The organism is Sphingosinicella sp. LHD-64 (assembly GCF_031157375.1).
Lineage (GTDB): Bacteria > Pseudomonadota > Alphaproteobacteria > Sphingomonadales > Sphingomonadaceae > Allosphingosinicella.
Window position 1 is genome coordinate 11,010 of the sequence record NZ_JAVIFV010000004.1, and the last position, 23,233, is coordinate 34,242.

A 23,233-nucleotide genomic window follows, 5' to 3' on the forward strand; every position below is an offset into this window, starting at 1 on the left:
CGCCTGAACAGGAGACACGACATGACACCCAACCTGCTTCGCGCGGGCGCCCTTGCCTGCGCGCTGATGACCAGCACGGCGCTGACCGCGCCGGCGCAGGCGCAAGGCCTGCCCTCGATCTACCAGCAGCCCGACGAGAACGGCGTCGACCTCACCGACGGGAGCTTCAACTTCGCCCTCGTCGAAGGCTCGATCGGCGCCGGGGAAGGCGCGATCGCGCTGACCCGCAGCTTCGGGTTCGGCGGCGAGCGCGACAACCTCTCGGTCCAGTTCCAGCGCAGCGTGTGGAGCGGCACCGCCACCCTCTCGCTGACCTTCGGCAACCGCACCGAAACCTTCACCGGCGCCTCGACGGCGACCAGCTTCGCCTCCGCGCAGGGCAACGGCGCGGTGCTGACCAAGGTCTCGGCGAGCGAATATACCTATACCGATGCCGACGGCACGGTGACTTACTACGCGCCCCCGCCGGGGCTCAGCAACGCCTCCAACCAGGGCTTCTGCGGCCCCGGCGCCGAGACGAGCTGCCGGCTGATCGCGACGCAGACCGTCCGCCCCAACGGCCACGCCACCTATTACGACTGGGACGTGCGCGAGACCTGCTGGATCAGCGACTACGACCCCAATGGCGAGCCGATCTATTCCTGCGTCCAGTACTGGCGCCAGCGCGGCCTCTCCAGCAGCTTCGGCTATCATGTGAGCTTCGGCTTCCAGCAGGAAGCCGATCCCACGTCCGGCCTGCCGCCGCTCGCCTGGCACACCCGCGCCAGCGCGACATTCTCCAACACCGCCCTCCCGGGCGCGCCGACGCGCACGGTGACCTACGCCTATCCTTCCGCCTCTGTGACCGAGGTCACCACCGACGGCGGGCGGACCTGGCGGTTCAGCCGCGACACGCAGCAGCGCCTGACCGGCATCCGCCGGCCCGGCTCGGCGTCGGACGATATCACGATCGGCTATGCCGCCCCGACCTCGCTGGTGGTCAGCCAGATCACCATCGATGGCGTCACCACCAGCTACAGCCGCTCGGTCAGCGGATCGACCGGCACGATCACCCGCACCAACGCGCTCAGCCAGACGCTGACCGCGGTGTCGAACCTCAATGTCGGCCGGCCGACCGCGATCACCGACGGGCTCGAGCGGACGACCTCGTTCAGCTACGACACGCAGGGACGGCTCAGCACCGTCACCCTCCCGGAGCTCAATGCGACCACCTACACCTATGACGGCCGCGGCAATGTCACGGCCACCTTGCGAAGCGCGAAGCTGGGCGCGCTGGCGCCGATCACGACGAGCGCGACCTTCCCGGCGACCTGCACCAACGTGGTGACCTGCAACCGGCCGACCTCGACGACGGACGCGCGCGGCAACGTCACCGACTATGCCTATGATGCCACCCATGGCGGCGTCACCAGCGTCACCCTGCCGGCGCCGGCGGGCGGGGCGGTGCGGCCGCAGACGCGCTATGCCTACACGCCGACCAACGGCGCGCATCTGCTGACCCAGGTCTCGGCCTGCCAGACGCTGGCGAGCTGCACCGGCACCGCGGACGAGGTGCGCGCGAGCTTCGGCTACGACGCGAACGGCAACGTCACCAGCACGTCGTCGGGCGCCGGCGACGGATCGCTGACTGCGACCAATACGATGACCTATGACGCCCACGGCAACCTCACCAGCGTCGACGGGCCGCTCGCCGGCAGCGCCGACACCAGCCGCCTGCGCTACAATGCGGCGCGCGAGGTGGTCGGCGCGATCGGGCCCGATCCCGACGGCGGCGGCGCGCTCAAACACCGCGCGGTGCGCACCACCTATGACGGCGCGGGCCGGGTGACCGCAGTGGAGCGCGGCACGGTCGCCAGCCAGTCCGACGGCGACTGGGCGGCGTTCACAAGCCTGGAACGGGTCGAGCAGGATTATGATCCCTATCACCGCCCTACGGTGCGCCGCCTGGTGGCGGGCGGCACGATCTATGCGCTGACCCAGACGGGCTATGACGCGCTGGGCCGGCCCGACTGCGTGGCGGTGCGGATGGACCCGGCGGCGTTCGCCCCGCCGCTGCCGGCGGCGTGCGTTCCGGGCGCGCCGGGGGGCTTTGGCCCGGACCGGATCACCCGCACGACCTATGATGAGGCGGGGCAGGTGACTTTGGCCCAGACCGGCTACGGCACCGCCGACCAGGCCGACGAGGTGGCGACCGGCTACGGGCCGAACGGGCAGGTCGAGACGGTGACGGACGGCAACGGCAACCGCACCACCTATGTCTGGGACGCGCACGACCGGCCGAGCCGGACGCGCATGCCTTCGCCGAGCGTGCCGGGGACGAGCTCGACCACCGACTATGAGGAGCTCGGCTACGATCCGGCCGGCAACGTCACCTCGCGGCGGCTCAGGGACGGCACGAGCATCGCGTTCGGCTATGACGGTCTCGACCGGCTGATCTCGAAGGATCCGCCGGGAAGCGCGCCGACGGTGACCTACGGCTACGACCTGCTGGGCCGGATGACCGCGGCCGCGACCCCGGCCGATCCGTCGATGGGCCTGTCGTTCGGCTACGACGCGCTGGGACGCAACCTGACGCAGACCGGCCCGCTGGGGACGGTGAGCCACCAGTACGATCTTGCCGGCCGGCGCACGCAGCTGACCGGGCCGGACGGCTATGCGCTGGGCTATACGCATCTGGTGACCGGCGAGGTGGCGACGCTTCTCAACGGCGCCGGCCTCCCGTTTGCCAATCTAAGCCATGACGATCTCGGCCGGCGCACGCGGCTGCAGATGTACAACGGGACGGTGACGGCCTACGGCTACGATCCGGTGTCGCGGCTGGCGAGCCGGGCGCTGGACGTTCCGGGCAGCGCGGGCGATCTGGTGCTGGGGTTCGGCTACAACCCGGCGTCGCAGATCGTCGGCACGACCCGCTCCAACGATGCCTATGCCTATACGGCGCATGCCAATGCGAACGTGACCGACGTCGTGAACGGCCTGAACCAGATCGTCACGACCGGCGCGACCGGGATCGGCCATGACGGGCGCGGCAATGTGAGCGCGATCGGGTCGGCGGGTTATGGCTATGACGGCGAGAACCGGCTGGTGTCGGCGCCGGGCGGGGTGACGCTGGTCTATGATCCGCTGGGGCGGCTCTACGAGGTGAGCGGTCCGTCGGGCACGCGGCGGCTGCTCCATGACGGGCACGATCTCATCGCCGAGTATGATGCCGGATCGCGGCTGGCGGCCTATGTCCATGGTCCCGGGGTGGACGAGCCGCTGCTGTGGTTCGACACGCCGGCGGGCACGCACGGCACCTATCATGCCGACGAGCGCGGCAGCATCGTCGCGCTGCGCGACAATGCGGGCAATGCGATCGCCGCCAACGCGTACGACGACTATGGCCGTGCGCAGGGCGGGGGCCCGCTCGCCGGCCGGTTCGGCTATACCGGCCAGCCCTGGGTCCCCGAGATCGGGCTCTATTACTACCGGGCCCGGATGTACAATCCGGGGGTCGGCGGGCCGAGGTTCATGCAGACCGATCCGCTGGGATGGGCGGCAGGGCCCAACAACTACATCTACCCCACCGATCCCATCAACCGCACCGACCCAAGCGGATTATGCCCTATTGAGCCTTGCGAGGGGATCACTGTAACTGGAGGCATCTCAACCATCGGTGGCAACTGGACCGAATGGTTCCAGCGCGCCTCTTCCTTGGGAGGATATTATCAGGAAGACCTCGGCCTCTTGCAGGACACCGGCCAGGATGTGGGCGGCGGACAGTCGCCGCGCGATGGCTTTAGGTGTCTTCAGGGTGTTGTGGATTTCGGTGCGGCACTGAAGAGGTCGGCTGAAAATGCCAATACATTAGGTCAGGCTGCAGGCCTTGCCGCGGGTGTCGCAGCTCTGACGCCAGGTGGGCAGCCTGCTGCCCCGCCGCTGGCCGGCTTGGCAGGCATATCCCTTGGGGTTGGAGGGTTACTAGACATTCTTGGATCGACAATTATAGCCGTCGAAACAGGGAATTATGGCGGATATGCTTACGACGCTACAGCAGCGATTCTAGGGCAAGTTGTGGGAACCGGAAGCGCTGGGGCTGATGCAGCCAGTAGTCGGATAATCGATACAATGAATCGCACGGCTCAAGGGGATAACTCCAGCCCAAGATGTCCAGGACAGTAATATGACGATGAATAACAATAATAGACCTATAGCTGTAGCTATATGTGGAATAATATTGGCTGCTGCAGCCAGCCTGCATTTGATCGACTTATGGATTGGTTGGATCGCCGTGCTTCTTGCCATCGGCGTTTCGGTCATAGTTTGGAAGAAGTTGTCTTAGAATGAGCTGGGGGAGCCGGCGCCTGTCGCCGGCTCCTTTGCAAAGCTATACGTGGGAGAACCGGCTCTATGCCGGCCCCGGCGACTATGCGATCTACGATCCGGTGTCGCGGCTGGCGAGCCTGACCAGCGATTTTCCAGGCAGCGCGGGCGATCTGGCGCTGACGTTCGGCTACAACCCGGCCTCGCAGATCGTCGGCCGCACGGCCTCGAACGATGCGTACAGCTTCACCGGTCATGCCAATGCGAACGTGACCGACGTCGTGAACGGCCTGAACCAGATCGTCACGACCGGCGCGACCGGGATCGGCCATGACGGGCGCGGCAATGTGAGCGCGATCGGGTCGGCGGGTTATGGCTATGACGGCGAGAACCGGCTGGTGTCGGCGCCGGGCGGGGTGACGCTGGCCTACGATCCGCTGGGGCGGCTCTACGAGGTGAGCGGTCCGTCGGGCACGCGGCGGCTGCTCCATGACGGGCACGATCTCATCGCCGAGTATGATGCCGGATCGCGGCTGGCGGCCTATGTCCATGGGCCCGGGGTGGACGAGCCGCTGCTGTGGTTCGACACGCCGGCGGGCACGCACGGCACCTATCATGCCGACGAGCGCGGCTCGATCATCGCGCTGCGCGACAATGCGGGCAATGCGATCGCCGTCAACGGCTATGACGACTATGGCCGTTCGCAAAGCGGCGGCGGCGGCCCGCTCGCCGGCCGGTTCGGCTATACCGGACAGCCCTGGGTCCCCGAGGTCGGCCTCTATTACTACCGGGCCAGGATGTACAATCCGGGGGTCGGCGGGCCACGGTTCATGCAGACCGACCCTGCCGGCTACCGCGACGGGCTGCACCTGTACAATTATGCGAGCGGCGATCCGGTGAACCTGATCGACCCGAGCGGCATGACCGCCTGCACCGGCTCGCGCATTGCCGATGCGTGCGAGAACGCCGATGGACAGGGCGGCGTCGCAGGCGGATATAGTGGCTACAGCTCGGCCGGATGGCGCGGCGACTACAGGAACGAGCAAGCGGGCGGCAACAGCGGCGACACTTCCACCGTCCCCGAACAGGTCATTAAACAAACGAGCGGCCAGCACATCACCTTTAGCGATGGGTCGACCAAGACTGTCGTCGAAGATGCGCGGCTGATATATCCGTCAATGGGTTTTGGAGTCGGGGACTTTGGCTTTTCCAGTGGAGGCGATGCTGAAGTCCAGCTAGCCTGTTGGGGCAGTCTGTCAGAGCGCTGTCGACAAGTTATTGGTACCGTTTTGAACCGCATTTTTCCCCCAGCTGCTGCTCCATATAAGGGGAGGAGGGTTCAAGAATTCGGCAGAGCAGTTGGCTTTGAGCAAGGTTTGGACCGAAGTAGAGCCGCATTGAATCGCCCTTTCGATGCACGTGCAGCCCTGCAACGTTTACAGGGAGGAGGATTCACTCGAGAGGAAACGGTGGCATGGCAAAGATTCTATAGTGACCAGTTTTGGAGAGTTAACAGAAACAATATAAGCGCTTTCCATAGATCTGAGATCATACGTGAGATTCTGAGGATATGGTGAAAAATATGGAGAAAGAATTTTCAATAGAGATGATGAACTCATCTGATAATGACAAGAATATAATAATTGAACCTTGGGCAGAAGAATTCCTTCTGAGAGGAAGGCAATCATATACGATAAATATCCACTCTGACCAAGATGGAGTACCATTGATATCGGTTAATGATGATCAAATTTCTGTTTATTTATGGTCTGGATGTACTTGTGATGTTATCATTGATGGAAGAAGTGTATTAGATGGTATGATGAGGACGCCATCTCCTTAATACGATTAGGGAATTAGAGCTATGGTTTCATTTTCCTAAATTTAAGGAGCCGGCGCGTATCGCCGGCTCCTTTGCATCCGCACACTGTGCGATAATCACATCCTCTCCAGTCACCTCGCCGGCCGGCTGACCCGGCTGACCCGGCCGGACGCGTTCTACGTCACCTACGATCACAATGTGGCGGGCGACCTGACCGCGATCCGGGAGAACGGCGCGGCCTCGGGGATCGGGGTGCTGGCCACGTTCGGCCATGACGATCTGGGCCGGCGCACGAGCCTGGTCCGCGGCAACGGGACGGTGACGAGCTATGCTTATGATCCGGTGTCGCGGCTGGCGTCGCTGGGCCACGACCTGCCGGGCGCGGGCTCGGACCTGACCCTGACGTTCGGCTACAATCCGGCCTCGCAGATCGCGAGCCGTACCGGCACCCATGGCGCCTATGCGTTCGCGTTCGCCAACCGGAACACAACCGACACGGTCAACGGGCTCAACCAGGTGGTGACCACCGGCGGTACCGGCGTCGTCCAGCCCTGCGACGGGATTACGATCACCGCACCAAGGGGAGGTGGTGACTGGACCTACCTGTTCCAGCGAGGGAACTCTTTGGGAGGGTATTTCCAGGAGGATACCGGCGTCCTGAACGATGACTGCGGAGGTTGGGGATGCGAGCCGATCGTCATTACCGCGAGGCGGTCGCAAAATGAGGAAAGCAGGCAGTGCCGGATTCTGCGCAACAACGCGGAAGCGAACTCACGTGTTCTGCCTCCTTATCTCACTGGAAATCGGAACTGGGGCAACCCCGGACTCTTGCGTGGATATGAAAATTACTATCAAAGCAATGCGGACCAATGGAAGCCCCTGAATACCCGTACTGGTCAAAGTGTTTTGGTTCTTGCCGGATGGACATTCTCGAACTCGCCTTGGGGAAGAGCGGCATCAATACCAGTTCGCATTGGGTCTGTGAGCGGCCGGTTTGGAGCTGGAGAAATTGCGGGGACCGCCCTTGCTATAATTGCATCTGAGCAGTTGGCTCTCAATGAAAATAGGGCTCGCGCCCTTGATGCGCGGGCGGATTATCTAGAGGCGGGATGTCAAGGGAGGTGATCTGTGAAAATTGTTGATAAAAAAAGCATAGTAGATAGCATAATTGTATCTACTATTGTAGTAATACTTAGCTTTACAGTAAAAAAGCTCCTAGATGACTCCGATAGCGTGCGCTCCTATCTGATAAGTATAATTCGTGAATTACATTGGATTGTAGCTATAGTGGTAATCTCCGTTTTGATTGTCTCTTTATTTAGAGGATGGATAAAGTTCAAATAGTTTTGAACTACGATGCCAGTTTACTAAATTGAGTTGAGGGGGAGCCGGCGCGTGTCGCCGGCTCCTCGCGTTTGTGCTCCGACTGCCTCGTTCGGCCATGACGATCTGGGCCGTCGCACGCGGCTGCAGATGTACAACGGGACGGTGACGGCCTACGGCTACGATCCGGTGTCGCGGCTGGCGAGCCGGGCGCTGGACGTTCCGGGCAGCGCGGGCGATCTGGTGCTGGGGTTCGGCTACAACCCGGCGTCGCAGATCGTCGGCACGACCCGCTCCAACGATGCCTATGCCTATACGGCGCATGCCAATGCGAACGTGACCGACGTCGTGAACGGCCTGAACCAGATCGTCGCGACCGGCGCGACCGGGATCGGCCATGACGGGCGCGGCAATGTGAGCGCGATCGGGTCGGCGGGCTATGGCTATGACGGCGAGAACCGGCTGGTGTCGGCGCCGGGCGGGGTGACGCTGGTCTATGATCCGCTGGGGCGGCTCTACGAGGTGAGCGGTCCGTCGGGCGTGCGGCGGCTGCTCCATGACGGGCACGATCTCATCGCCGAGTATGATGCCGGATCGCGGCTGGCGGCCTATGTCCATGGTCCCGGGGTGGACGAGCCGCTGCTGTGGTTCGACACGCCGGCGGGCACGCACGGCACCTATCATGCCGACGAGCGCGGCAGCATCGTCGCGCTGCGCGACAATGCGGGCAATGCGATCGTCCACAATGCGCACCCTTAACCGCGAGGGATTACGGTGACGGGATTAGGGTGACAGTGCACTGAATTATGCACTAAATTGGGGGAGCCGGCGCGTGTCGCCGGCTCCTTCGCATCCGTACATTGTGCGCCGGCCGCACCCTCCAACCACGCCAACCCCAGCTACCGCACCCCGCACCCCGCATGGCGACCGCTCCGCGCCACATCCATTGACGCCTTCGCCTTCGCCGCCCTAGCTTCGCGCGCGATGGGCGAGACAGGGGTGAGATCGATGGCGCTGGTCGCCTCCAACGCCGAGGCGGCGCTGGCGGCGGAGGGGATGCTGCGCGCGCGCTACGATTTCGTGCCGCCCGGAGAAGCGGAGCTGATCGTCGCGCTGGGCGGCGACGGCTTCATGCTGCAGACGCTGCACGACATGGTGGAGCGCGGGCGGGTCTGTCCGGTGTTCGGGATGAACCGCGGCACCGTCGGCTTCCTGATGAACGAGTGGCGGATCGAGGCGCTGGCCGACCGGCTGGCCCGGGCCCGCGCCTTCTCGATCGCGCCGCTGGAGATGACCGCGACGACGGTGAGCGGCGAGGTCTTCCGCCACAATGCGATCAACGAGGTGTCGCTGCTGCGCGAGACCCGCCAGACCGCCTGGGTCGAGGTGTCGGTGGGCGGCCGGGTGGTGCTGCCCGAGCTGATCTGCGACGGCGTGCTGGTCGCGACGCCGGCCGGATCGACCGCCTACAACCTGTCCGCCCAGGGGCCGATCCTGCCGCTGAACTCCAAGCTGGTGGCGCTGACGCCGATCAGCCCGTTCCGGCCGCGGCGCTGGCGTGGCGCGCTGGTGCCCGAGGATCTCAGAATCGCATTCCGGGTGCTCGATCCGGTCAAGCGGCCGGTCTCGGCCGTGGCCGACCAGTTCGAGGTGCGCGACGTCGCGACGGTCGAGGTCTGCGTCGATCGCGACGAGGCGCTCACCCTGCTGTTCGATCCCGAGCACGCCCTCGACGAGCGGATCGCGATGGAGCAGTTCGCGGTCTGAGGCGGCGTGTCCCGTTCGCCGGGGAGCCGGCGCTCAACGCCCCTTGCGCAAGCCAAAAAGGCGCTGCTATAGGCGCCGCTCGCCGAAAGGCTGCTCCCCGGTAGCTCAGCGGTAGAGCAACCGGCTGTTAACCGGTTGGTCGATGGTTCGAATCCGTCCCGGGGAGCCATTCGGCGCCAGGCCGCCGAAATCCCGACATCAGCGAAGCGACCGATCCTGCGCGCCCTCCGGCGGCGCGGGCGGTGGCGCGGCCGGCTGGCCGGTCGGCGCGGGCTGAACGGGCGCGGGTTGCGCGGGCGCCGGCTGGACCGGGAAGGGCGGCGGATTGACGATGATCGGGACGCTGTCGGCCTGGTTGGTCGCGGCGTCGACGCTGTCGGTCTGCGAGAGCGGGGTCGGCGGCGGGCGGCGGACCGGGCGGATGCCGAGCGCCTCCGACATGAAGGTCCGCCAGATCCTGGCCGGCGTGCCGCCGCCGCTGGTGCCGGGCAGCGGACTGTTGTCGTCATTGCCGATCCAGACGCCGACGACGAGATCGCCGGCGAACCCGACGAAGACGGCGTCGCGATAGTCCGAGGTGGTGCCGGTCTTGCCGAAGGTCGGGACGCCGAGATTGGCGGCGCGGCCGGTGCCGTGATCGACGACGGCGTACAGCACGTCGCGCAGCATCGGGAAGGCGCGGTCGCGGCTGAGGCGATCGGCGAGCGGACGATCGAGCCAGCCCGGCGCGGGCTCGGGCAGGCCGCGCGGGGTGATCGGGTAGCGGCCCGACGCGATCGCGGCATAGGCGGCGGTGAGCTCGATCAGGGTGACGCCGTTGGTGCCGAGCGCGAGGCTGGGATCGGGGCGCAGCGGCGTGGCGATGCCGAGATCGCGGGCGGCGCGGATCACCGCATTGCGGCCGACCCGCTCCTGGACCTGCACCGCGACCGAATTGCTCGACCAGGCGACGGCGTCGCGCAGCGTGATCTCGCCGCGATAGCTGTTGCCGTAATTGCGTGGCTGCCAGTCGCCGAGGCGGATCGGCGCGTCATTGACCGGCGTGTTGGGCGTCAGGCCGGCACGGAAGGCGGCGAGATAGACGAAGGGCTTGAACGCCGAGCCGGGCTGGCGGCGGGCCTGGGTGGCGCGGTTGAACACGCTCCGGGAATAATCGCGGCCGCCGACCATCGCGACGACGCGGCCGTCGAGGCGCATCGCGACGAGCGCCGCCTGGGCGCGGCCGAGGCCGGCGCGGCGCACGGTGCGGGCGGCGAGGCGCTGGAGGTCGCCGTCGAGGGTGGTGATGACCTGGCGCTCGCCATAGCTGCCTTCGGAAAGCTCGCCGGCCTGCGGCGCGACCCAGTCGGCGAAATAGGTGCCGGGGGGGACGCTGTCCTCGCGGCCGCGGCGGACGCGCGCCGGACGGGCGGCGTCCATCTGGGCCTGGGTGATGTAGCCGGCCTCGACCATCTCGCCCAGCACCAGCCGGGCGCGGCGGCGGGCGCCCTCGATATTGGTGGTGGGCGCGAGGCGGGAGGGATTGTTCACGACGCCGGCGAGCATCGCCGACTGGGCAAGGGTGAGGTCTTCCGGATCGACATTGAAATAGTGCCGGGCGGCGGCGCGCAGGCCGTAGATATTGTCGCCGAAATAGACGTTGGAGAGGTAGCGGCTGAGGATCTCCTCCTTCGAAAGCCGCGCTTCCAGCCAGAGCGTGATCAGCGCCTCCTGCGCCTTGCGTGAAGGCGTGCGGTCCTGGGTCAGGAAGCTGGTCTTGGCGAGCTGCTGGCTGATCGTCGAGCCGCCCTGGCGCAGGCGTCCGGCGGCGAGATTGCGGACCATCGCGCGGGCGACGCCCCAGGGATCGATGCCGATATGGCGGAAGAAGCGCTGATCCTCGATCGCGACGAAGGCCTGGCCGACATGGGGCGGGAGGGTCGTGACGTCGACCGGCTCCCCCATGATCGCGCCCCAGCGGGCGATCGGCTCGCCGTCGGCGGCGAGGATGGTGAGGCCGGGCGCGTTGGCGGGCTGGAGCGAGCGCGACAGCGGGGCGGTCAGGATCAGCCAGGCGAGAATGGCGAGGAAAAGACCGGCGGCGATCTTGAGCGCCAGCTTCACCAGTCGGGCCCGCGAGACCGGCGGCAGATCGGCCGTTTCGGCGGGTGCCGGGGCGTCCGCCATCAGCGCTCCTGGAGCTCCAGGGCGCGGATCATGAAGCTGCGCCACAGGCGCGCCGGCAGGCCGCCGCCGGCCACGCGCGGCATCGGCGTGTTGTCGTCATTGCCGACCCAGACACCCACCACCAGGTCTCCCGCAAAGCCGATGAACAAAGCATCGCGATAGTCCTGCGTAGTGCCGGTTTTGCCGTACGTCACCACCGGGAGGGCCGCAGCCCGGCCCGTGCCCTTGGTGGCGGCATAGGCGAGCATCTCGCGCATCGCATCGAACGCCGGGTCGCTTCGGCCATTGCCCTCTCCGGTCATGCTGCCGACGATGCGGCCGACGATGCCGCGGCCCTCGTCCCCGCCCGTGTCGCCATGCGCGACGACCGGGTAGCGGCCGGAGGCGATTGCGGCATAGGCTGCGGTCATCTCGGTGAGGCTGACGTCGACGGTGCCGAGCGCGATGCTGGGATCGTCGCTCGGAATGCGCGCGGTGACGCCGAGATCGCGGGCGGCGCGGATCACGTTGGCCAGGCCGACCCGTTCCGCGAGGCGGACCGCGGCCACGTTGCTGGAATAGGCGAAGGCGTCATGCAGCGGGATCTCGCCGCGATAGACGCCGTCGGAGTTGCGCGGACGGTAGGCGCCGGTGGTGATCGGCGAATCGTCGATCAGCGTGTCGGGAGTCATGCCGGCGCGCAGGGCGGCGAGATAGACGAAGAGCTTGAAGGTCGATCCCGGCTGGCGGCGCGCCTGCGTGGCGCGGTTGAAGGGGCTTCTCGCGTAGTCCCGTCCGCCGAGCATCGCGACGACCCGGCCGTCCGGGCGCATCGCGACCAGTGCCGCCTGGTGGCCGGCGAGCCGGGCGTCGCGGAAGGCGGCAATGGCGGCGCGCTGGAGATCGGGCTCGAGCGTGCTCTTGATCTGCTGCTCGCCATAATCGTCCTGGTCGCGCTCCTGCGCGCCGGCGAGCACCCAGTCGGCGAAATAAGTGCCGGTCGGCACGGTCGAGCGGCTTGCGAGACGGAGGCGCGCCGGTCGGATTTCATCACGTTCCTCCGCGGTGATGAAGCCCGATTCGTCCATCGTCTGGAGCACCAGCGCGGCGCGGCCGCGGGCGCCGTCGAGATTGCGGTTGGGCGCGAGGCGGTTGGGGGCATTGACGAGGCCGGCGAGCAAGGCGGCCTGCGAGAGGGTCAGCTCCTCCGGCTCGATGCTGAAATAGAAGCGGGCGGCGGCGCGCAGGCCGTAGACGTTGTTGCCGAAATAGACGTTGGAGAGATAGCGGCTGAGGATCTCCTCCTTGGAAAGCCACGCCTCCAGCCAGAGCGTGATCAGCGCTTCCTGCGCCTTGCGGGTTATGGTGCGGTCACCACCGGTGAAGCTGGTCTTGGCGAGCTGCTGGCTGATCGTCGAGCCGCCCTCGCGCAGACCCCCGGCGCTCCAGTTGCGGAACATGGCGCGGCTGACGCCGTAGAGATCGATGCCGGGGTGGCGGTAGAAGCGCCGGTCCTCGATCGCGACGAAGGCCTGGCTGACATGCGGCGGCAGCTCCAGCACGTCGACCGGCTCGGCGCGGACGGCGCCGCGGCGGGCGATCGGCTGGCCGTCGGCGGCGAGGACGACGCGGCTCGGGGCGGCGATCGGCTGGAGCGACTGGCTCAAGGGCGCGGTGACGGCGAGCCAGAGCAGCAGGACGGTGAGGCCGGCGAAGGCGAAGTAGAGGACATATTTGGTCGCCGTGCGGATGCGCTGGACGACGCGGGCGTAGCGGCGGCTGTGACCCTCCAGCGTCGCCTCGACGATCCGCGGCCGCTCGCGCTCGACGTCGGGCATGGCGACGTAGCGGGGCTTCAGCTCGTAGAGCGCGTCCTTGAGATAATAGTCGCGGACATGGGGCGGCGCGTTCTGCCAGGGCGGACAGCCGGCACCGGACCGGTCCATTTCCTCGTAATAGCGGGCGGTCGCATGGGCGCGGATCTGGGCATGCTCGCGCATCGTCTGGTCGATCCGCGCGCGATCGGCGTCGGACATCGTGTCCCAGGTGTCGGATGAGATGCCGGAATTGAGAGGCGGGCCGTACGACATCGAGCTTGGCCGGGTGATACAGGCTGCGGAGTGTCTTGTGTAGCTATCTCAGCCGCGCCGGATCGAGCTCCGCGGCGGTGACGCCGTCGGCCGCGAGCGCGCCGGGCCAGGGCGAGCCGGTCACCAGCGCCTCGACCGCCTCGGCCATCGCCGGCGCGGTCTGGAGGCCGAAGCCGCCCTGGCCGGCGAGCCAGAGGAAGCCCGGCGCCTCGGTGTCAAAGCCCGCTGCCGGAGTGCGGTCCGCCGTGAAGGTACGCAGGCCGGCCCAGCGATGGGCGATGCGGGCGACCGAGAGGGTCGTATATTCCTCGACCTTCGCGGCGGTCAGGGCGATGTCATATTCCTCGGGCTGGGCATCGCACGGATCGCTGGCGATCTCGTCGACCGGCGAAGCCATCAGCCGGCCCGATTCGGGAAGGATGTAGAAATCATCCATCACCGTCTTCACGAACGGCCAGCCGCGCACGTTGGCGCCGGCAGGCGGATCGACGACGATGATCGTGCGACGCTTGGGGGTGAGGCCAAGCGGGGCCACACCGGCGAGTTCCGCGATGCGATCCGCCCAGGCGCCGGCGGCGTTGATCAGGACTGGCGCGGTCCAGCGCTCGCCCGCTTCGGTCTCGGCCGTCCAGCCCTCGCCTATCCTGGCGATCCGCTGGCGGGTCAGCACGGCCCCTCCTGCGGTCCGGATGGTCCGGGCGAAATGCTGGAGCATCGCATCGGAATCGAGCCTGAGCCCGTCCGGATAGACAAGGCCGGCGACGATCGCGTCGCCGCCGGTGCGCAGCGGCGGGAACAGGTCCAGCATCTCGGCTTCGCGCGCCATGTGGCCGGTATCGGTGAAGGCGGCCATGGTTTCGGCCAGCGCGTCGAGCGTCGACCGCATCTCGGCAGTGGCGACATAGAGCGCGGTGCTGCTGCGGGCGAGGGCGCCGCCGTCGGTCTCGAGGAAGAAGCGGCGGCTGTGCTCGGTCAGCACCCGCACGACATGATTGCCGATGCCGTAATGCGAGAAGGTCGCACTGCGCCCGGACGAATGAAAGCCGAGCGCCTCCTCAGCCTCGAGCACGACGACGCGGCCATGGCGCGCCAGTCGGGCGCCGGCGGAAAGGCCCGCGACGCCGCCGCCAATGATCAGGAAATCGGCACTGTCCATAGCGGCGCGCTAGCCGATCGCGGCACTGGCGTCACCTGTCCGGGACTGAAAGGAGAGACCGGCAGGCCGCACAGAGCGTCGGCGATCCGACCGGCGGCGAGGCCATCACCGTACAGCGTCGAAGGCCGTAACGCCGGCGGGTCGTCGAGCCATATATTTGCAGCTTCCACGATCCGGTTTCGGTCGGTTCCGACAAGCCGGGCAACGCCGGCGGCGATCCCCTCCGGCCGCTCGGTGACCTCGCGCATGACCAGCACCGGGATACCGAGCGTCGCCGCCTCTTCCTGCACGCCGCCCGAATCGGTGAGGATCAGATCGGCGGCCCGCATCAGATCGACGAAGCTCGGCAGGTCGAGCGGGTCGATCAGGTGGATGGCGGGCCGGTCGCCCAGCGCTGCGGCGACCGGCCCGCGCACGGCCGGGTTGGGATGCACAGGATAGACGATCTCGACGTCCGGCCGTGTCGCGAGGTCCAGCAGCGCCGCGCAGATCGCTTCGAACGGCGCGCCGAAACTTTCCCGGCGATGACCCGTGACGAGGACGAGCTTGCGGCCGCAACCGACGCATCTTGAAGGTCCGATCCTGTCGAGGACGATATAGAGCGCGTCGACGCCGGTATTGCCGGTCACCAGCACTTCGCCGGGCACGCGTTCGGCCACGAGATTCGCAGCGGCACCCGGCGTGGGCGCGAAATGGAGGTCGGCCACGGTCGCGATCCCGCGCCGGTTCGATTCCTCCGGCCACGGGTGCGGGGCATAGGTCCTCAGCCCGGCTTCCACATGGGCGACACGGATCTGCCGATGGTGTGCCGCGAGGGTCGCGGCGAACGCCGTGGTGGTGTCGCCGTGCACGATGACCCAATCTGGTGCGACGATGGCGAGAACCTCATCGAATCGCTCGACGATCCGGGGCAGGAGCTGATTCAATGACTGTCCGGGTGTCATGAGATCGAGATCGAAGTCTGGCTTGATACCGAAGAAATCCAGCACGATATCAAGCATGTTTCGATGTTGTGCAGTAATACAGATATAGGTTTCAATATCAGGATTGTTGCAAAATTCATGGACCAGTGGTGCCATTTTAACGGCTTCCGGCCTCGTCCCGAATACCGGCAAGACTCGCACCGCCAAATATCCCCCTTTGACCAGGATAAGCACAGATGAGATCGGAACGGAAGCGTCACGCTTGTGTCGGCGCGCGCGCGCGCCCATCAGCAGGCCATGACCGACGAACAGCTTGCGGCGGAACTGGCGGAAGAGGCGGGCCGGCATTTGCTGGCGCTCAGGAGTACCGGAGGCGCGGAAGGCAAGGCCTTGGGCGCGCTCGCCGATCGGGCGGCGAACGACATCCTGCTCGCCGGGCTCGCGCGCTGGCGCCCGGACGATCCGGTCCTGTCGGAAGAGAGTGCAGACGCGCCGGCGCGGCTGACCCGCCAGCGGGTGTGGATCATCGATCCGCTCGACGGGACCCGCGAATATGTCGAAGGGCGAAGCGACTGGGGCGTCCATGTCGCGCTGGCAGTGGATGGACGTCCGGCGCTGGGTGTGGTGGCGCTGCCCGCGCAGGGGCGGCTGTTCCGATCGGACAAGGTGCAGCCGCCCGCGTCGCCACCGCGGGCGCGGCCGCTGATCCTGATGAGCCGTACCCGTCCGTGCGGGGAGGCGGCCGCCTGCGCCGAGCATCTTGGCGCCGATATCGCGGACATGGGCTCGGCTGGCGCGAAAGCGATGGCGGTGGTCGCAGGAGAGGCCGACCTCTACATCCATTCGGGTGGCCAGCATCAGTGGGACAATTGCGCGCCGGCTGCTGTCGCGCTGGCTGCGGGTCTGCATGCGACCCGCCTGGATGGGACCCCCTTGGTCTACAACCGGCCGGAGACACTCATCCCTGATCTCGTGATCGCCCGGCCGGAACTCGGATCGCGGGTTGTCGATTTCATCTCCTCGCGGACGGGCACTGACGGACATTTCGATGCTTGCTGAATATTCCAGCTTCAAGGACCGCCTCGGCGTGCTCACCGGCATGTCCGAGGATCTGATTCATGTTCATATCGGCCTGGCGATCTTCGTGCTGGTCGCGCTGGTCCTGCGGCGACGCATGCGCTCGCCGATTCCGCTCGCCGCGGTCGTCGCATTGGCGCTCATCAACGAGCTCGTCGATTACAGGGCGGGCACGGGCTGGGCGCCGGTCACGTCGGCGTTCGATTTTGTCAACACGGTGTTCTGGCCCCTGTTGCTTTTCCTCCTCGCGCGGCGCGGCAAGGGACCCGTCACCCTGCGCTAGAGGAAGGTGCGCAGGACCAGCCACGCTTCGCGCTTATGGTCGAACGGGATGGTATAAGCAGGGCTGCTGGACGGCAGGTCGATCAGCCTCAGTCCCGCCGGATCGCCAAGCTGCCGCCGACCGATTCGCGCCGAGGTGCCGCCATTGAAGGCCAGGGCGCGGAGCTTGGGCAGGTGCGCGACGAGCGATCCGAGATCGCTCGCTTCATGGCGGCGAATATCCGCATCGAGGCTGCCCTTGCGGACAGCGGCGGCAACGGTGTCCCAGAGGCCGACGCCGGCGTCGAGCAGCGCCTGGAGGCGTGCCTCATAGGGAAGCGGGACGAGATCGCGTCCGAGGACCGGACCGGTCAGGCGCCAGAACTGATTCTGCGGGTGGGCGTAATATTGCCCCCGCGCGAGGGAGATCGCGCCCGGAAGGCTGCCCAGGACGAGCAGGCGGGTGTCGGCGCGAACGACGGGCGGGAAGCAATGCTGGAGAGGCGGATCCGGATCGCTCAAGCAGCAGCGCCTGCCCAGCGCATGATCTTGTCATCCAGGATGGCCAGCGGCAGCGCCCCCGTGCCGATCACCTGGTCGTGGAAGGCGCGAATGTCGAAGCGTCCCCCGAGCCGGGCGTTGGCACGGCGTCGCAGATCGAGGATCTTGAGCTCGCCCATCTTGTAGGCGCACGCTTGGCCCGGAATCGAGATGTAGCGGTCGATCTCCACCTCCACGTCGCGCGGCGCCATCGAGGTGTTCGCGAGCATATAATCGATCGCCTGCTGGCGGCTCCATTCCTTGTCGTGAAGACCCGTGTCCACGACCAGGCGCACGGCGCGGAGCATCTCCATGTCGAGATGGCCGAACCATTGATAAGGATCTTCGAACAGGCCGAGCTCCCGTCCGAGGGACTCGGCATAGAGGCCCCAGCCCTCGCTGAACGCCGTGACCGAGCCGAAGCGGAGCAGATCCGGAAGGGCCGTGTCTTCCTGGACGAGGCTGATTTGATAGTGGTGGCCCGGAATGCCTTCGTGGAGCGTGAGCGTCTCCATCGTCGGGATCGGACGGGTGTCCAGCATCGCCATGTTGAAATAGAGAATCCCCGGTCCGGAACCGTCGGCCGGGCCGGCGCGATAGTAGCCGGTACCGCGCTGGCCGCCGAGCGCCGGTAGCGGTCGGACCTCGAACGGAGCGCGGGGGCGCCGGCCGAACAGGCGCGGCATGCCGTCCCAGATGCGCTCTTCGATCCGCTCGAAATGCGCGATCAGATCCTCCTGGCGCCTATGATAGAAGCGGGGATCGGTGCGGATATGGGCGAAGAAGGCGGGAAGATCGCCGGAAAAGCCGATCTCGGTCCGCGTGCGCTCCATCTCGCCGCGAATGCGTTCCACCTCGGCGCGGCCAAGCCGATGAATCTCGTCGGCGGAATCGCTCGTGGTCGTGTGCCGCACGAGTTCCGACGCATAGAGCGCGCGCCCGTCCTTCATCGCCCAGCGGCCGGGCGCGCGGGTCGTGCGCGGCAGATAGTCTTCGGCGAGATAGGCGCGCCATGCGGCGAGGCCCGGGCGAATCTCCCGCTCGATTGTCGCACGATATCGGGCATCGAGCTGCGGCCGTTCCTCGGCCAGGCCTTCGGGCAGCTGCCGGACCGGCGCCATGAACGGGCTTTGCTCGAGCGGAGTTTCGAGCATTGCATCGAGCTGGCGGAGCACGTTGGCGGCGACGACCTGCGATTCAACATAGCCGTCCGCCACGCCCTCGCGCAGGCGCATCGTGATCGAGCGGAGATGACCCGCGAATCCGGCCATCTGCGCGAGCATCAGCGCGTGATCGGCGGGCGTGGCGAGCTGCGGCGCGCGGGTGACGACATAGTCCGGAAAATCGAGGTGCAGCCCGAAGGACGCGTTGAGCGGCGCCCTGCGCTGGACATCGGCCAGCCCGGAGCGGGCGGCGTCCAGTGTCTGCACGGCCCGATAGCGCAGCACGTCATAGGCGATGGCATCGACATTGCTCAGCGCCGCGCGGTCGATGTCGTCGAGTGCTTCCTGATCGCTTGCTGCGCTGCGCGCAACCGCGTCGGCATAATCGTCACCGAGCGGGTCGACGAAGGCCGGTCCGGCCAGGGGCAGGCCCTGGCGCAACGTGCCCAGCGGATCCAGCGCGCGTCGTGCCCGGTCGCTCGCCGCGATCGCCGCGCGAAGTCGGGCGGACGGGTCGGCGACCTGCCCGGCCCATGCGGGCCCCGGCAGGGCTGCGGCGATCCCGGCGGCGCCGGCCGAGCGAAGCAGGTCGCGGCGCGTCCATCCCGTCATGCCACAAGTCCCTTTCGCTGCGGGCGAGAGCCGCTACATGCGGCGGCATGATCGATACGTCCAGCAGCCAGGTCAGCTTCGACCAGTTCCTCGCCGTCGACATTCGCGTCGGCACCGTGATCGCCGCCGAGCCCTTTCCCGAAGCGCGCAAGCCGGCGTTCAAGCTGCGCATCGATTTCGGCGACGAGATCGGCATTCGAAGATCGAGCGCCCAGATCACGACTCATTATGCGCCCGGGACGCTGGTCGGCCAGCAGGTCGCCGCGGTGGTGAACTTCCCGCCCCGCCAGATCGGGCCGTTCATGTCCGAGGTGCTGACGCTCGGCTTCGCCGATGCGGACGGCGCGATCGTGCTGGTTCAGCCGGAACGCGCCGTTCCGAACGGCAGCCGCCTGTTCTAGGCGGGAATCAGCGGCTGCCCGGCCACGGCCTGGGCGAAGACGGCGAGCGTGACGGCGGTGTAGGCGATCGTTCCTGCGACCAGCACCAGCCAGCGGGTCCGCGCCGGAGCGCCCGCAACGAGCGCCGCCAGCAGCGGCATCGCCTGCTCGGCATGGATACCGAGGAAATGCGCGACCCTGAGGTCGCCGCCGAGCCGGTTCCAGCCGAACAGCGCGACATGGCCGCCCTGTGCGCCAACGGCGTGTCCGGCCTGACTGCTCATATAGCCGCCGAGGCCGCCGCCGAGCAGGAAGGTGAGGACAAGGCCGATCACCACCGCCGCGACGAAGCTGCGCTGAAGGCCGGCGGCCGGTCGCCGGGCGATCTCCCAGGCCATCGGCAGGGTCGTTCCGACCAGCAACACGGCGCCGACCCCCATCAGCTGGTACATGCGGACATGGAACAGGGAATCGACGTTGAAGTGGGACTCGAGCCCTTGCGCGGCCTGAAAGCAGATATAGGCGAGCTCGAACGTGCCGGCGGCAATCAGCGTGGCCGCGGTGGCGCGCATCGCGATCGATCCCCGCCGCTCCGGCCGGACATAGCCGAAGAACCAGGCGGCGGTGAGCGCGAACACGCCGATGGAGATGAAGAACTTGGCCGGCTTCACCCAGATGCCGATGCCGCTGGCGAGCGTGCGTGGATCGAGCACCTGCAGGGCGATTGCCACGGCGCCGAGGGCCAGCATGGCGAGCCCGTAGACGGTGAGCGTCCGATGGCGTTCCAAGGCGATGCTCGGGATCGGCAGGCGAACGGGGTTCGATTGCAGGGCGAGGCCGTTCATTGCGCGGTCTCCGGCTGGTCCCGGCGGAAGGCGAGCCGCAGGACGAGGTAGAGGAGGAGCCCGGTCGGGCCGAACAGGAAGGTGAGCGGCAGGCAGGGCAGGAGGAGCAAGGCCGGCACGCGTCCGGCGCCGTCGCGGGCGATCCACGCGCCGACGAACAGGTCGAAGGCGAGATAGTGGAGCCAGCCCGCTGCGAGCGCGCTGTCGTTGGCGAAGAGGGCGCGGACCTGCGCGATGGAGCCGAATCCACCCTCCTCGAATCCGGCGCGGCCGCCGAGGATGAGCAGGATGTAGCCGACGGCGAGGATCGACGGGATGGCGAACTGGGCGACCGGCCAGACGAACGGCCGCGCTGCCTTCACGAACAGCGCGACAATGAGACCGAGCCAGCCGACCAGCACGAGCTGGCTGGCGATCGAGAAGGCCAGGGACGGATCAAGCATGTTGCGACTCCAATCTTGACGCTGTATAGATCGCGCTATGAGCAATGATCTTAACAGTGTCAATATCAAATCCGGCTATCATCATGGAGCATTGCGCGAGGCGCTGATCGCGGCGGCGGAAGAGGTCATCGCCGAACGCGGCGTCGACGGCTTCTCGCTCCGGGAAACGGCGCGCCGCGTGGGCGTGTCGCCGGCGGCGCCCGGTCATCATTTCAGGGACGCCCGCGGGCTGCTGACCGCGGTAGCGACCGGTGCGTTCCGCGCCTTCGGCGATGCGCTGGAAGCAGCGGACCGGGAGGCGGGGCGCGATCGGGTGGCGCGGGTTCGCGCCCAGGGGATGGCCTATGTCCGGTTCGCGCTGGCCAACCGGGCGAAGTTCGATCTGCTCTGGCGCAAGGTGCTGATCGACGGGACGGATCCGGACTATCAGGCGGCTGGGGACCGTGCCTTCGCCATCCTGGACGACGCGGTGCGCGGCGCCCTGGCGCCCATCGGCCAGAACTGGGAAGGGGATCTCGCGCCCTCGATGGCGGCCTGGTCGATGGTCCACGGTTTCGCCCGGCTGGCGATGGATGGCGTTTTCGGGGGCGAGGACGACGCGGCCGAGCGGGCGACGGAGGCGCTGTTGCCGCGGGTGCTCGATCACCTGCGGATCTAGACGAGCCCCGCGGGTGGTACGGGTTGCCGCCGTTTCGATACCGGCATAATCTCGGCCGCCTGACGGGGGGAGATGGACGCATGACCGACGCGGTCGCGGACAGGCTGGAAGCCGTGCCGGAGGGTGCGCACGTCGTCGATCCGAAGCGCGACCGGCTGGTCATCGTCGCCTCGTCGCTCGGCACCGTGTTCGAATGGTATGATTTCTTCATCTACGGGACGCTGGCCCCGGTCATCGCGGGGCTCTTCTTCCCGACGACCAATCCCACCGCCGCCTTCCTGCTGACCCTGGCGACCTTCGGCGCGGGCTTCGGCGTGCGGCCGGTCGGTGCGATCCTGTTCGGCTATCTCGGCGACCGGTGGGGGCGGAAATACACCTTCCTCATCACCATCACCCTGATGGGCGTGGCGACCGCAGCGGTCGGGCTGCTCCCGACCTACGCCTCGATCGGCATCGCCGCACCGATCCTGCTCGTCATCTGCCGGCTGCTGCAGGGGCTGGCGCTCGGCGGCGAATATGGCGGCGCGGCGATCTATGTCGCCGAGCATGCGCCGCGCAACCGGCGCGGCTTCTACACCAGCTTCGTCCAGGCAAGCGTGGCCGGCGGCTTCCTGCTGAGCGTGATCGTGGTGATCGCGAGCAACGCGACGTTCGGCGACGCGGCCCAGGCCGACTGGGCCTGGCGCATCCCGTTCCTGGTCTCCCTCGTGCTGCTCGCGATTTCGCTGTGGGTGCGCCTGAAGCTCAAGGAGAGCCCGGTCTTCCAGGCGATGAAGGAGGCGGGGCGCATCTCGGGCAATCCGTTGCGCGAGAGCTTCCGCACCTGGAACCAGGTAAAGATGATCCTGGTCGCCTTGTTCGGGGTTTCCGCGGGCCTCACCGTGATCTGGTACACGGCGCAGTTCCACGCCCTCTACTTCCTGCAGAATGCGCTCAGGATCGACGAGGATTCGGCGCGGCTGATGGTCGGCTTCTCGGCCCTGCTCAGCGTCGTCTGGTTCGTGCTGTTCGGCTGGCTCTCCGACAGGATCGGCCGCAAGACGCCGCTCGTCACCGGCTATGTGCTCACCCTGCTGCTGATCTTCCCGCTGTTCCACTGGATGGCGGCCGCGGCCAATCCCGAGCAGGCGGTCGCGCGCGATCGCAATCCGGTGACCGTCCAGGGCAATCATTGCGAATATGCGCCCTTCGCGTCCCGGCAGGCCAATCCGTGCGGCGCCGCGCTCGACGCGCTGACGCGGCGTGGCATCCACTACACGATCATCCCGGCGCCGGGCTGGGGCGGCGAGGCCTATCAGGTCCGCGTCGGCCCCGATCCGGTCGACATCGAGGACTCGGCTGCGCTCGACCGGGCGCTGGCCGAGGCTGGCTACCGGCTCGAGCGGACAGCGCCGCCCTTCTGGAGCGGGGTCCAGGTCGTGCTCGCCATCCTCCTCCTCGGCCTCCTCTCCGGCATGACCTACGGACCGGTGGCGGCGCTGCTCGTCGAGCTGTTCCCGGCGCGCGTGCGCTACACCTCGCTGTCCATCCCCTACCATTTCGGCACCGGCTATTTCGGCGGATTTCTGCCGTTCATCAGCCAGTATATCGTCGCCAAGACCGGCGATCCGTTCGCGGGCCTCTGGTACACGGTCGCCGTGGTCGCGGTGGGTCTGGTGATCACGATCATCTGGCTGCCCGAGACCTCCGGCAAGCGGTTGGACTAAGCGCCGCACCCGCGTTACGG

The 23,233-nt window shown here is 67.0% G+C and carries 19 protein-coding genes and 1 tRNA gene; 12 read left to right on the top strand and 8 right to left on the bottom strand.

The genetic code is table 11. The features are described from left to right. Positions 1-21 precede the first annotated feature (21 nt). The 7 genes from RCO27_RS13560 to RCO27_RS13590 all read left to right on the top strand — a co-directional run bounded on the left by RCO27_RS13560 (position 22) and on the right by RCO27_RS13590 (position 9,383). Positions 22-4,161, top strand: a complete 4,140-nt coding sequence (locus RCO27_RS13560) for an RHS repeat-associated core domain-containing protein (RefSeq protein WP_309003230.1) — start codon at positions 22-24, stop codon at positions 4,159-4,161. A gap of 197 nt (positions 4,162-4,358) precedes the next feature. Beyond that, the gene (locus tag RCO27_RS13565; protein ID WP_309003231.1) at positions 4,359-5,879 is read left to right on the top strand and encodes an RHS repeat-associated core domain-containing protein; all 1,521 of its coding nucleotides are present in this window, start codon (positions 4,359-4,361) and stop codon (positions 5,877-5,879) included. Positions 5,880-5,884: 5 nt separating this feature from the next. Further along, the gene (locus RCO27_RS13570) at positions 5,885-6,145 is read left to right on the top strand and encodes a hypothetical protein (protein WP_309003232.1); all 261 of its coding nucleotides are present in this window, start codon (positions 5,885-5,887) and stop codon (positions 6,143-6,145) included. A 177-nt stretch (positions 6,146-6,322) separates the two neighbouring features. Then, positions 6,323-7,249: a hypothetical protein gene (locus RCO27_RS13575; protein ID WP_309003233.1), complete on the top strand. Its 927-nt coding sequence runs from the start codon at positions 6,323-6,325 to the stop codon at positions 7,247-7,249. Between the two features lie 270 nt (positions 7,250-7,519). Beyond that, positions 7,520-8,206, top strand: a complete 687-nt coding sequence (locus RCO27_RS13580) for a hypothetical protein (protein ID WP_309003234.1) — start codon at positions 7,520-7,522, stop codon at positions 8,204-8,206. A gap of 225 nt (positions 8,207-8,431) precedes the next feature. Beyond that, the gene (locus RCO27_RS13585) at positions 8,432-9,214 is read left to right on the top strand and encodes an NAD kinase (protein WP_309003235.1); all 783 of its coding nucleotides are present in this window, start codon (positions 8,432-8,434) and stop codon (positions 9,212-9,214) included. A gap of 94 nt (positions 9,215-9,308) precedes the next feature. Further along, positions 9,309-9,383 (top strand) — tRNA-Asn (locus RCO27_RS13590). Positions 9,384-9,412: 29 nt separating this feature from the next. Here RCO27_RS13590 and RCO27_RS13595 read toward each other — a convergent pair. From RCO27_RS13595 to wecB, 4 genes are all read right to left on the bottom strand, one after another. Next, entirely contained in the window at positions 9,413-11,380 is a 1,968-nt protein-coding gene (locus RCO27_RS13595; protein WP_309003236.1) for a transglycosylase domain-containing protein, read from the bottom strand. Further along, positions 11,380-13,395 carry a transglycosylase domain-containing protein gene (locus RCO27_RS13600; protein ID WP_309003237.1) on the bottom strand — a complete coding sequence of 672 codons (2,016 nt, stop codon included), beginning with the start codon at positions 13,393-13,395 and terminating at the stop codon, positions 11,380-11,382. The genes RCO27_RS13595 and RCO27_RS13600 overlap by 1 nt, the downstream gene beginning before the upstream one ends. 97 nt (positions 13,396-13,492) lie before the next feature. Continuing rightward, a complete protein-coding gene (locus tag RCO27_RS13605) occupies positions 13,493-14,605 on the bottom strand; it encodes an FAD-binding oxidoreductase (RefSeq protein ID WP_309003238.1) in 1,113 nt (370 codons plus the stop codon). Beyond that, entirely contained in the window at positions 14,584-15,729 is a 1,146-nt protein-coding gene (gene wecB / locus RCO27_RS13610; RefSeq protein WP_309003966.1) for a non-hydrolyzing UDP-N-acetylglucosamine 2-epimerase, read from the bottom strand. The genes RCO27_RS13605 and wecB overlap by 22 nt, the downstream gene beginning before the upstream one ends. 96 nt (positions 15,730-15,825) lie before the next feature. Here wecB and RCO27_RS13615 point away from each other — a divergent pair, with 96 nt between their 5' ends. Next, positions 15,826-16,587, top strand: coding sequence for a 3'(2'),5'-bisphosphate nucleotidase CysQ (locus tag RCO27_RS13615; RefSeq protein WP_309003239.1), 762 nt, complete (start codon positions 15,826-15,828; stop codon positions 16,585-16,587). A 28-nt stretch (positions 16,588-16,615) separates the two neighbouring features. Continuing rightward, on the top strand, positions 16,616-16,888 hold the full coding sequence (locus RCO27_RS13620) for a hypothetical protein (RefSeq protein WP_309003240.1): 273 nt from the start codon (positions 16,616-16,618) through the stop codon (positions 16,886-16,888). Here RCO27_RS13620 and RCO27_RS13625 read toward each other — a convergent pair. Both RCO27_RS13625 and RCO27_RS13630 read right to left on the bottom strand, forming a co-directional pair. Further along, entirely contained in the window at positions 16,885-17,388 is a 504-nt protein-coding gene (locus RCO27_RS13625) for a DNA-deoxyinosine glycosylase (RefSeq protein WP_309003241.1), read from the bottom strand. The genes RCO27_RS13620 and RCO27_RS13625 overlap by 4 nt on opposite strands. Continuing rightward, entirely contained in the window at positions 17,385-19,181 is a 1,797-nt protein-coding gene (locus RCO27_RS13630) for a DUF885 domain-containing protein (RefSeq protein WP_309003242.1), read from the bottom strand. Before RCO27_RS13630 ends, RCO27_RS13625 begins: the two co-directional genes overlap by 4 nt. Before the next feature lie 47 nt (positions 19,182-19,228). Between RCO27_RS13630 and RCO27_RS13635 the strand changes: the two genes are divergently transcribed. After that, positions 19,229-19,582, top strand: a complete 354-nt coding sequence (locus RCO27_RS13635) for a tRNA-binding protein (protein ID WP_309003243.1) — start codon at positions 19,229-19,231, stop codon at positions 19,580-19,582. On the opposite strand, the gene RCO27_RS13640 is transcribed toward RCO27_RS13635, so the two are convergent. Together RCO27_RS13640 and RCO27_RS13645 are read right to left on the bottom strand one after the other, a co-directional pair. After that, complete coding sequence (locus tag RCO27_RS13640) at positions 19,579-20,406, bottom strand: hypothetical protein (protein ID WP_309003244.1); 828 nt, start codon at positions 20,404-20,406, stop codon at positions 19,579-19,581. The genes RCO27_RS13635 and RCO27_RS13640 overlap by 4 nt on opposite strands. Continuing rightward, the gene (locus tag RCO27_RS13645) at positions 20,403-20,849 is read right to left on the bottom strand and encodes an abscisic acid-deficient protein Aba4 family protein (protein ID WP_309003245.1); all 447 of its coding nucleotides are present in this window, start codon (positions 20,847-20,849) and stop codon (positions 20,403-20,405) included. The genes RCO27_RS13640 and RCO27_RS13645 overlap by 4 nt, the downstream gene beginning before the upstream one ends. A gap of 37 nt (positions 20,850-20,886) precedes the next feature. Here RCO27_RS13645 and RCO27_RS13650 point away from each other — a divergent pair, with 37 nt between their 5' ends. After that, positions 20,887-21,507: a TetR/AcrR family transcriptional regulator gene (locus RCO27_RS13650; protein WP_309003246.1), complete on the top strand. Its 621-nt coding sequence runs from the start codon at positions 20,887-20,889 to the stop codon at positions 21,505-21,507. Positions 21,508-21,587: 80 nt separating this feature from the next. Then, positions 21,588-23,213 (top strand): MFS transporter, encoded by a 1,626-nt coding sequence (locus RCO27_RS13655; protein ID WP_309003247.1) that lies wholly within the window; start codon positions 21,588-21,590, stop codon positions 23,211-23,213. Positions 23,214-23,233: the final 20 nt, after the last annotated feature.

What these genes read in the sequence shown, in the direction of transcription:
- RCO27_RS13560 (WP_309003230.1), top strand. Translation starts at nt 22, where the DNA reads ATGACACCCAACCTGCTTCGCGCGGGCGCCCTTGCCTGCGCGCTGATG.
- RCO27_RS13570 (WP_309003232.1), top strand. Translation starts at nt 5,885, where the DNA reads ATGGAGAAAGAATTTTCAATAGAGATGATGAACTCATCTGATAATGAC.
- RCO27_RS13585 (WP_309003235.1), top strand. Translation starts at nt 8,432, where the DNA reads ATGGGCGAGACAGGGGTGAGATCGATGGCGCTGGTCGCCTCCAACGCC.
- RCO27_RS13595 (WP_309003236.1), bottom strand. Translation starts at nt 11,380, where the DNA reads ATGGCGGACGCCCCGGCACCCGCCGAAACGGCCGATCTGCCGCCGGTC.
- RCO27_RS13600 (WP_309003237.1), bottom strand. Translation starts at nt 13,395, where the DNA reads ATGTCCGACGCCGATCGCGCGCGGATCGACCAGACGATGCGCGAGCAT.
- RCO27_RS13605 (WP_309003238.1), bottom strand. Translation starts at nt 14,605, where the DNA reads ATGGACAGTGCCGATTTCCTGATCATTGGCGGCGGCGTCGCGGGCCTT.
- RCO27_RS13615 (WP_309003239.1), top strand. Translation starts at nt 15,826, where the DNA reads ATGACCGACGAACAGCTTGCGGCGGAACTGGCGGAAGAGGCGGGCCGG.
- RCO27_RS13630 (WP_309003242.1), bottom strand. Translation starts at nt 19,181, where the DNA reads ATGACGGGATGGACGCGCCGCGACCTGCTTCGCTCGGCCGGCGCCGCC.
- RCO27_RS13635 (WP_309003243.1), top strand. Translation starts at nt 19,229, where the DNA reads ATGATCGATACGTCCAGCAGCCAGGTCAGCTTCGACCAGTTCCTCGCC.
- RCO27_RS13640 (WP_309003244.1), bottom strand. Translation starts at nt 20,406, where the DNA reads ATGAACGGCCTCGCCCTGCAATCGAACCCCGTTCGCCTGCCGATCCCG.
- RCO27_RS13645 (WP_309003245.1), bottom strand. Translation starts at nt 20,849, where the DNA reads ATGCTTGATCCGTCCCTGGCCTTCTCGATCGCCAGCCAGCTCGTGCTG.
- RCO27_RS13650 (WP_309003246.1), top strand. Translation starts at nt 20,887, where the DNA reads ATGAGCAATGATCTTAACAGTGTCAATATCAAATCCGGCTATCATCAT.
- RCO27_RS13655 (WP_309003247.1), top strand. Translation starts at nt 21,588, where the DNA reads ATGACCGACGCGGTCGCGGACAGGCTGGAAGCCGTGCCGGAGGGTGCG.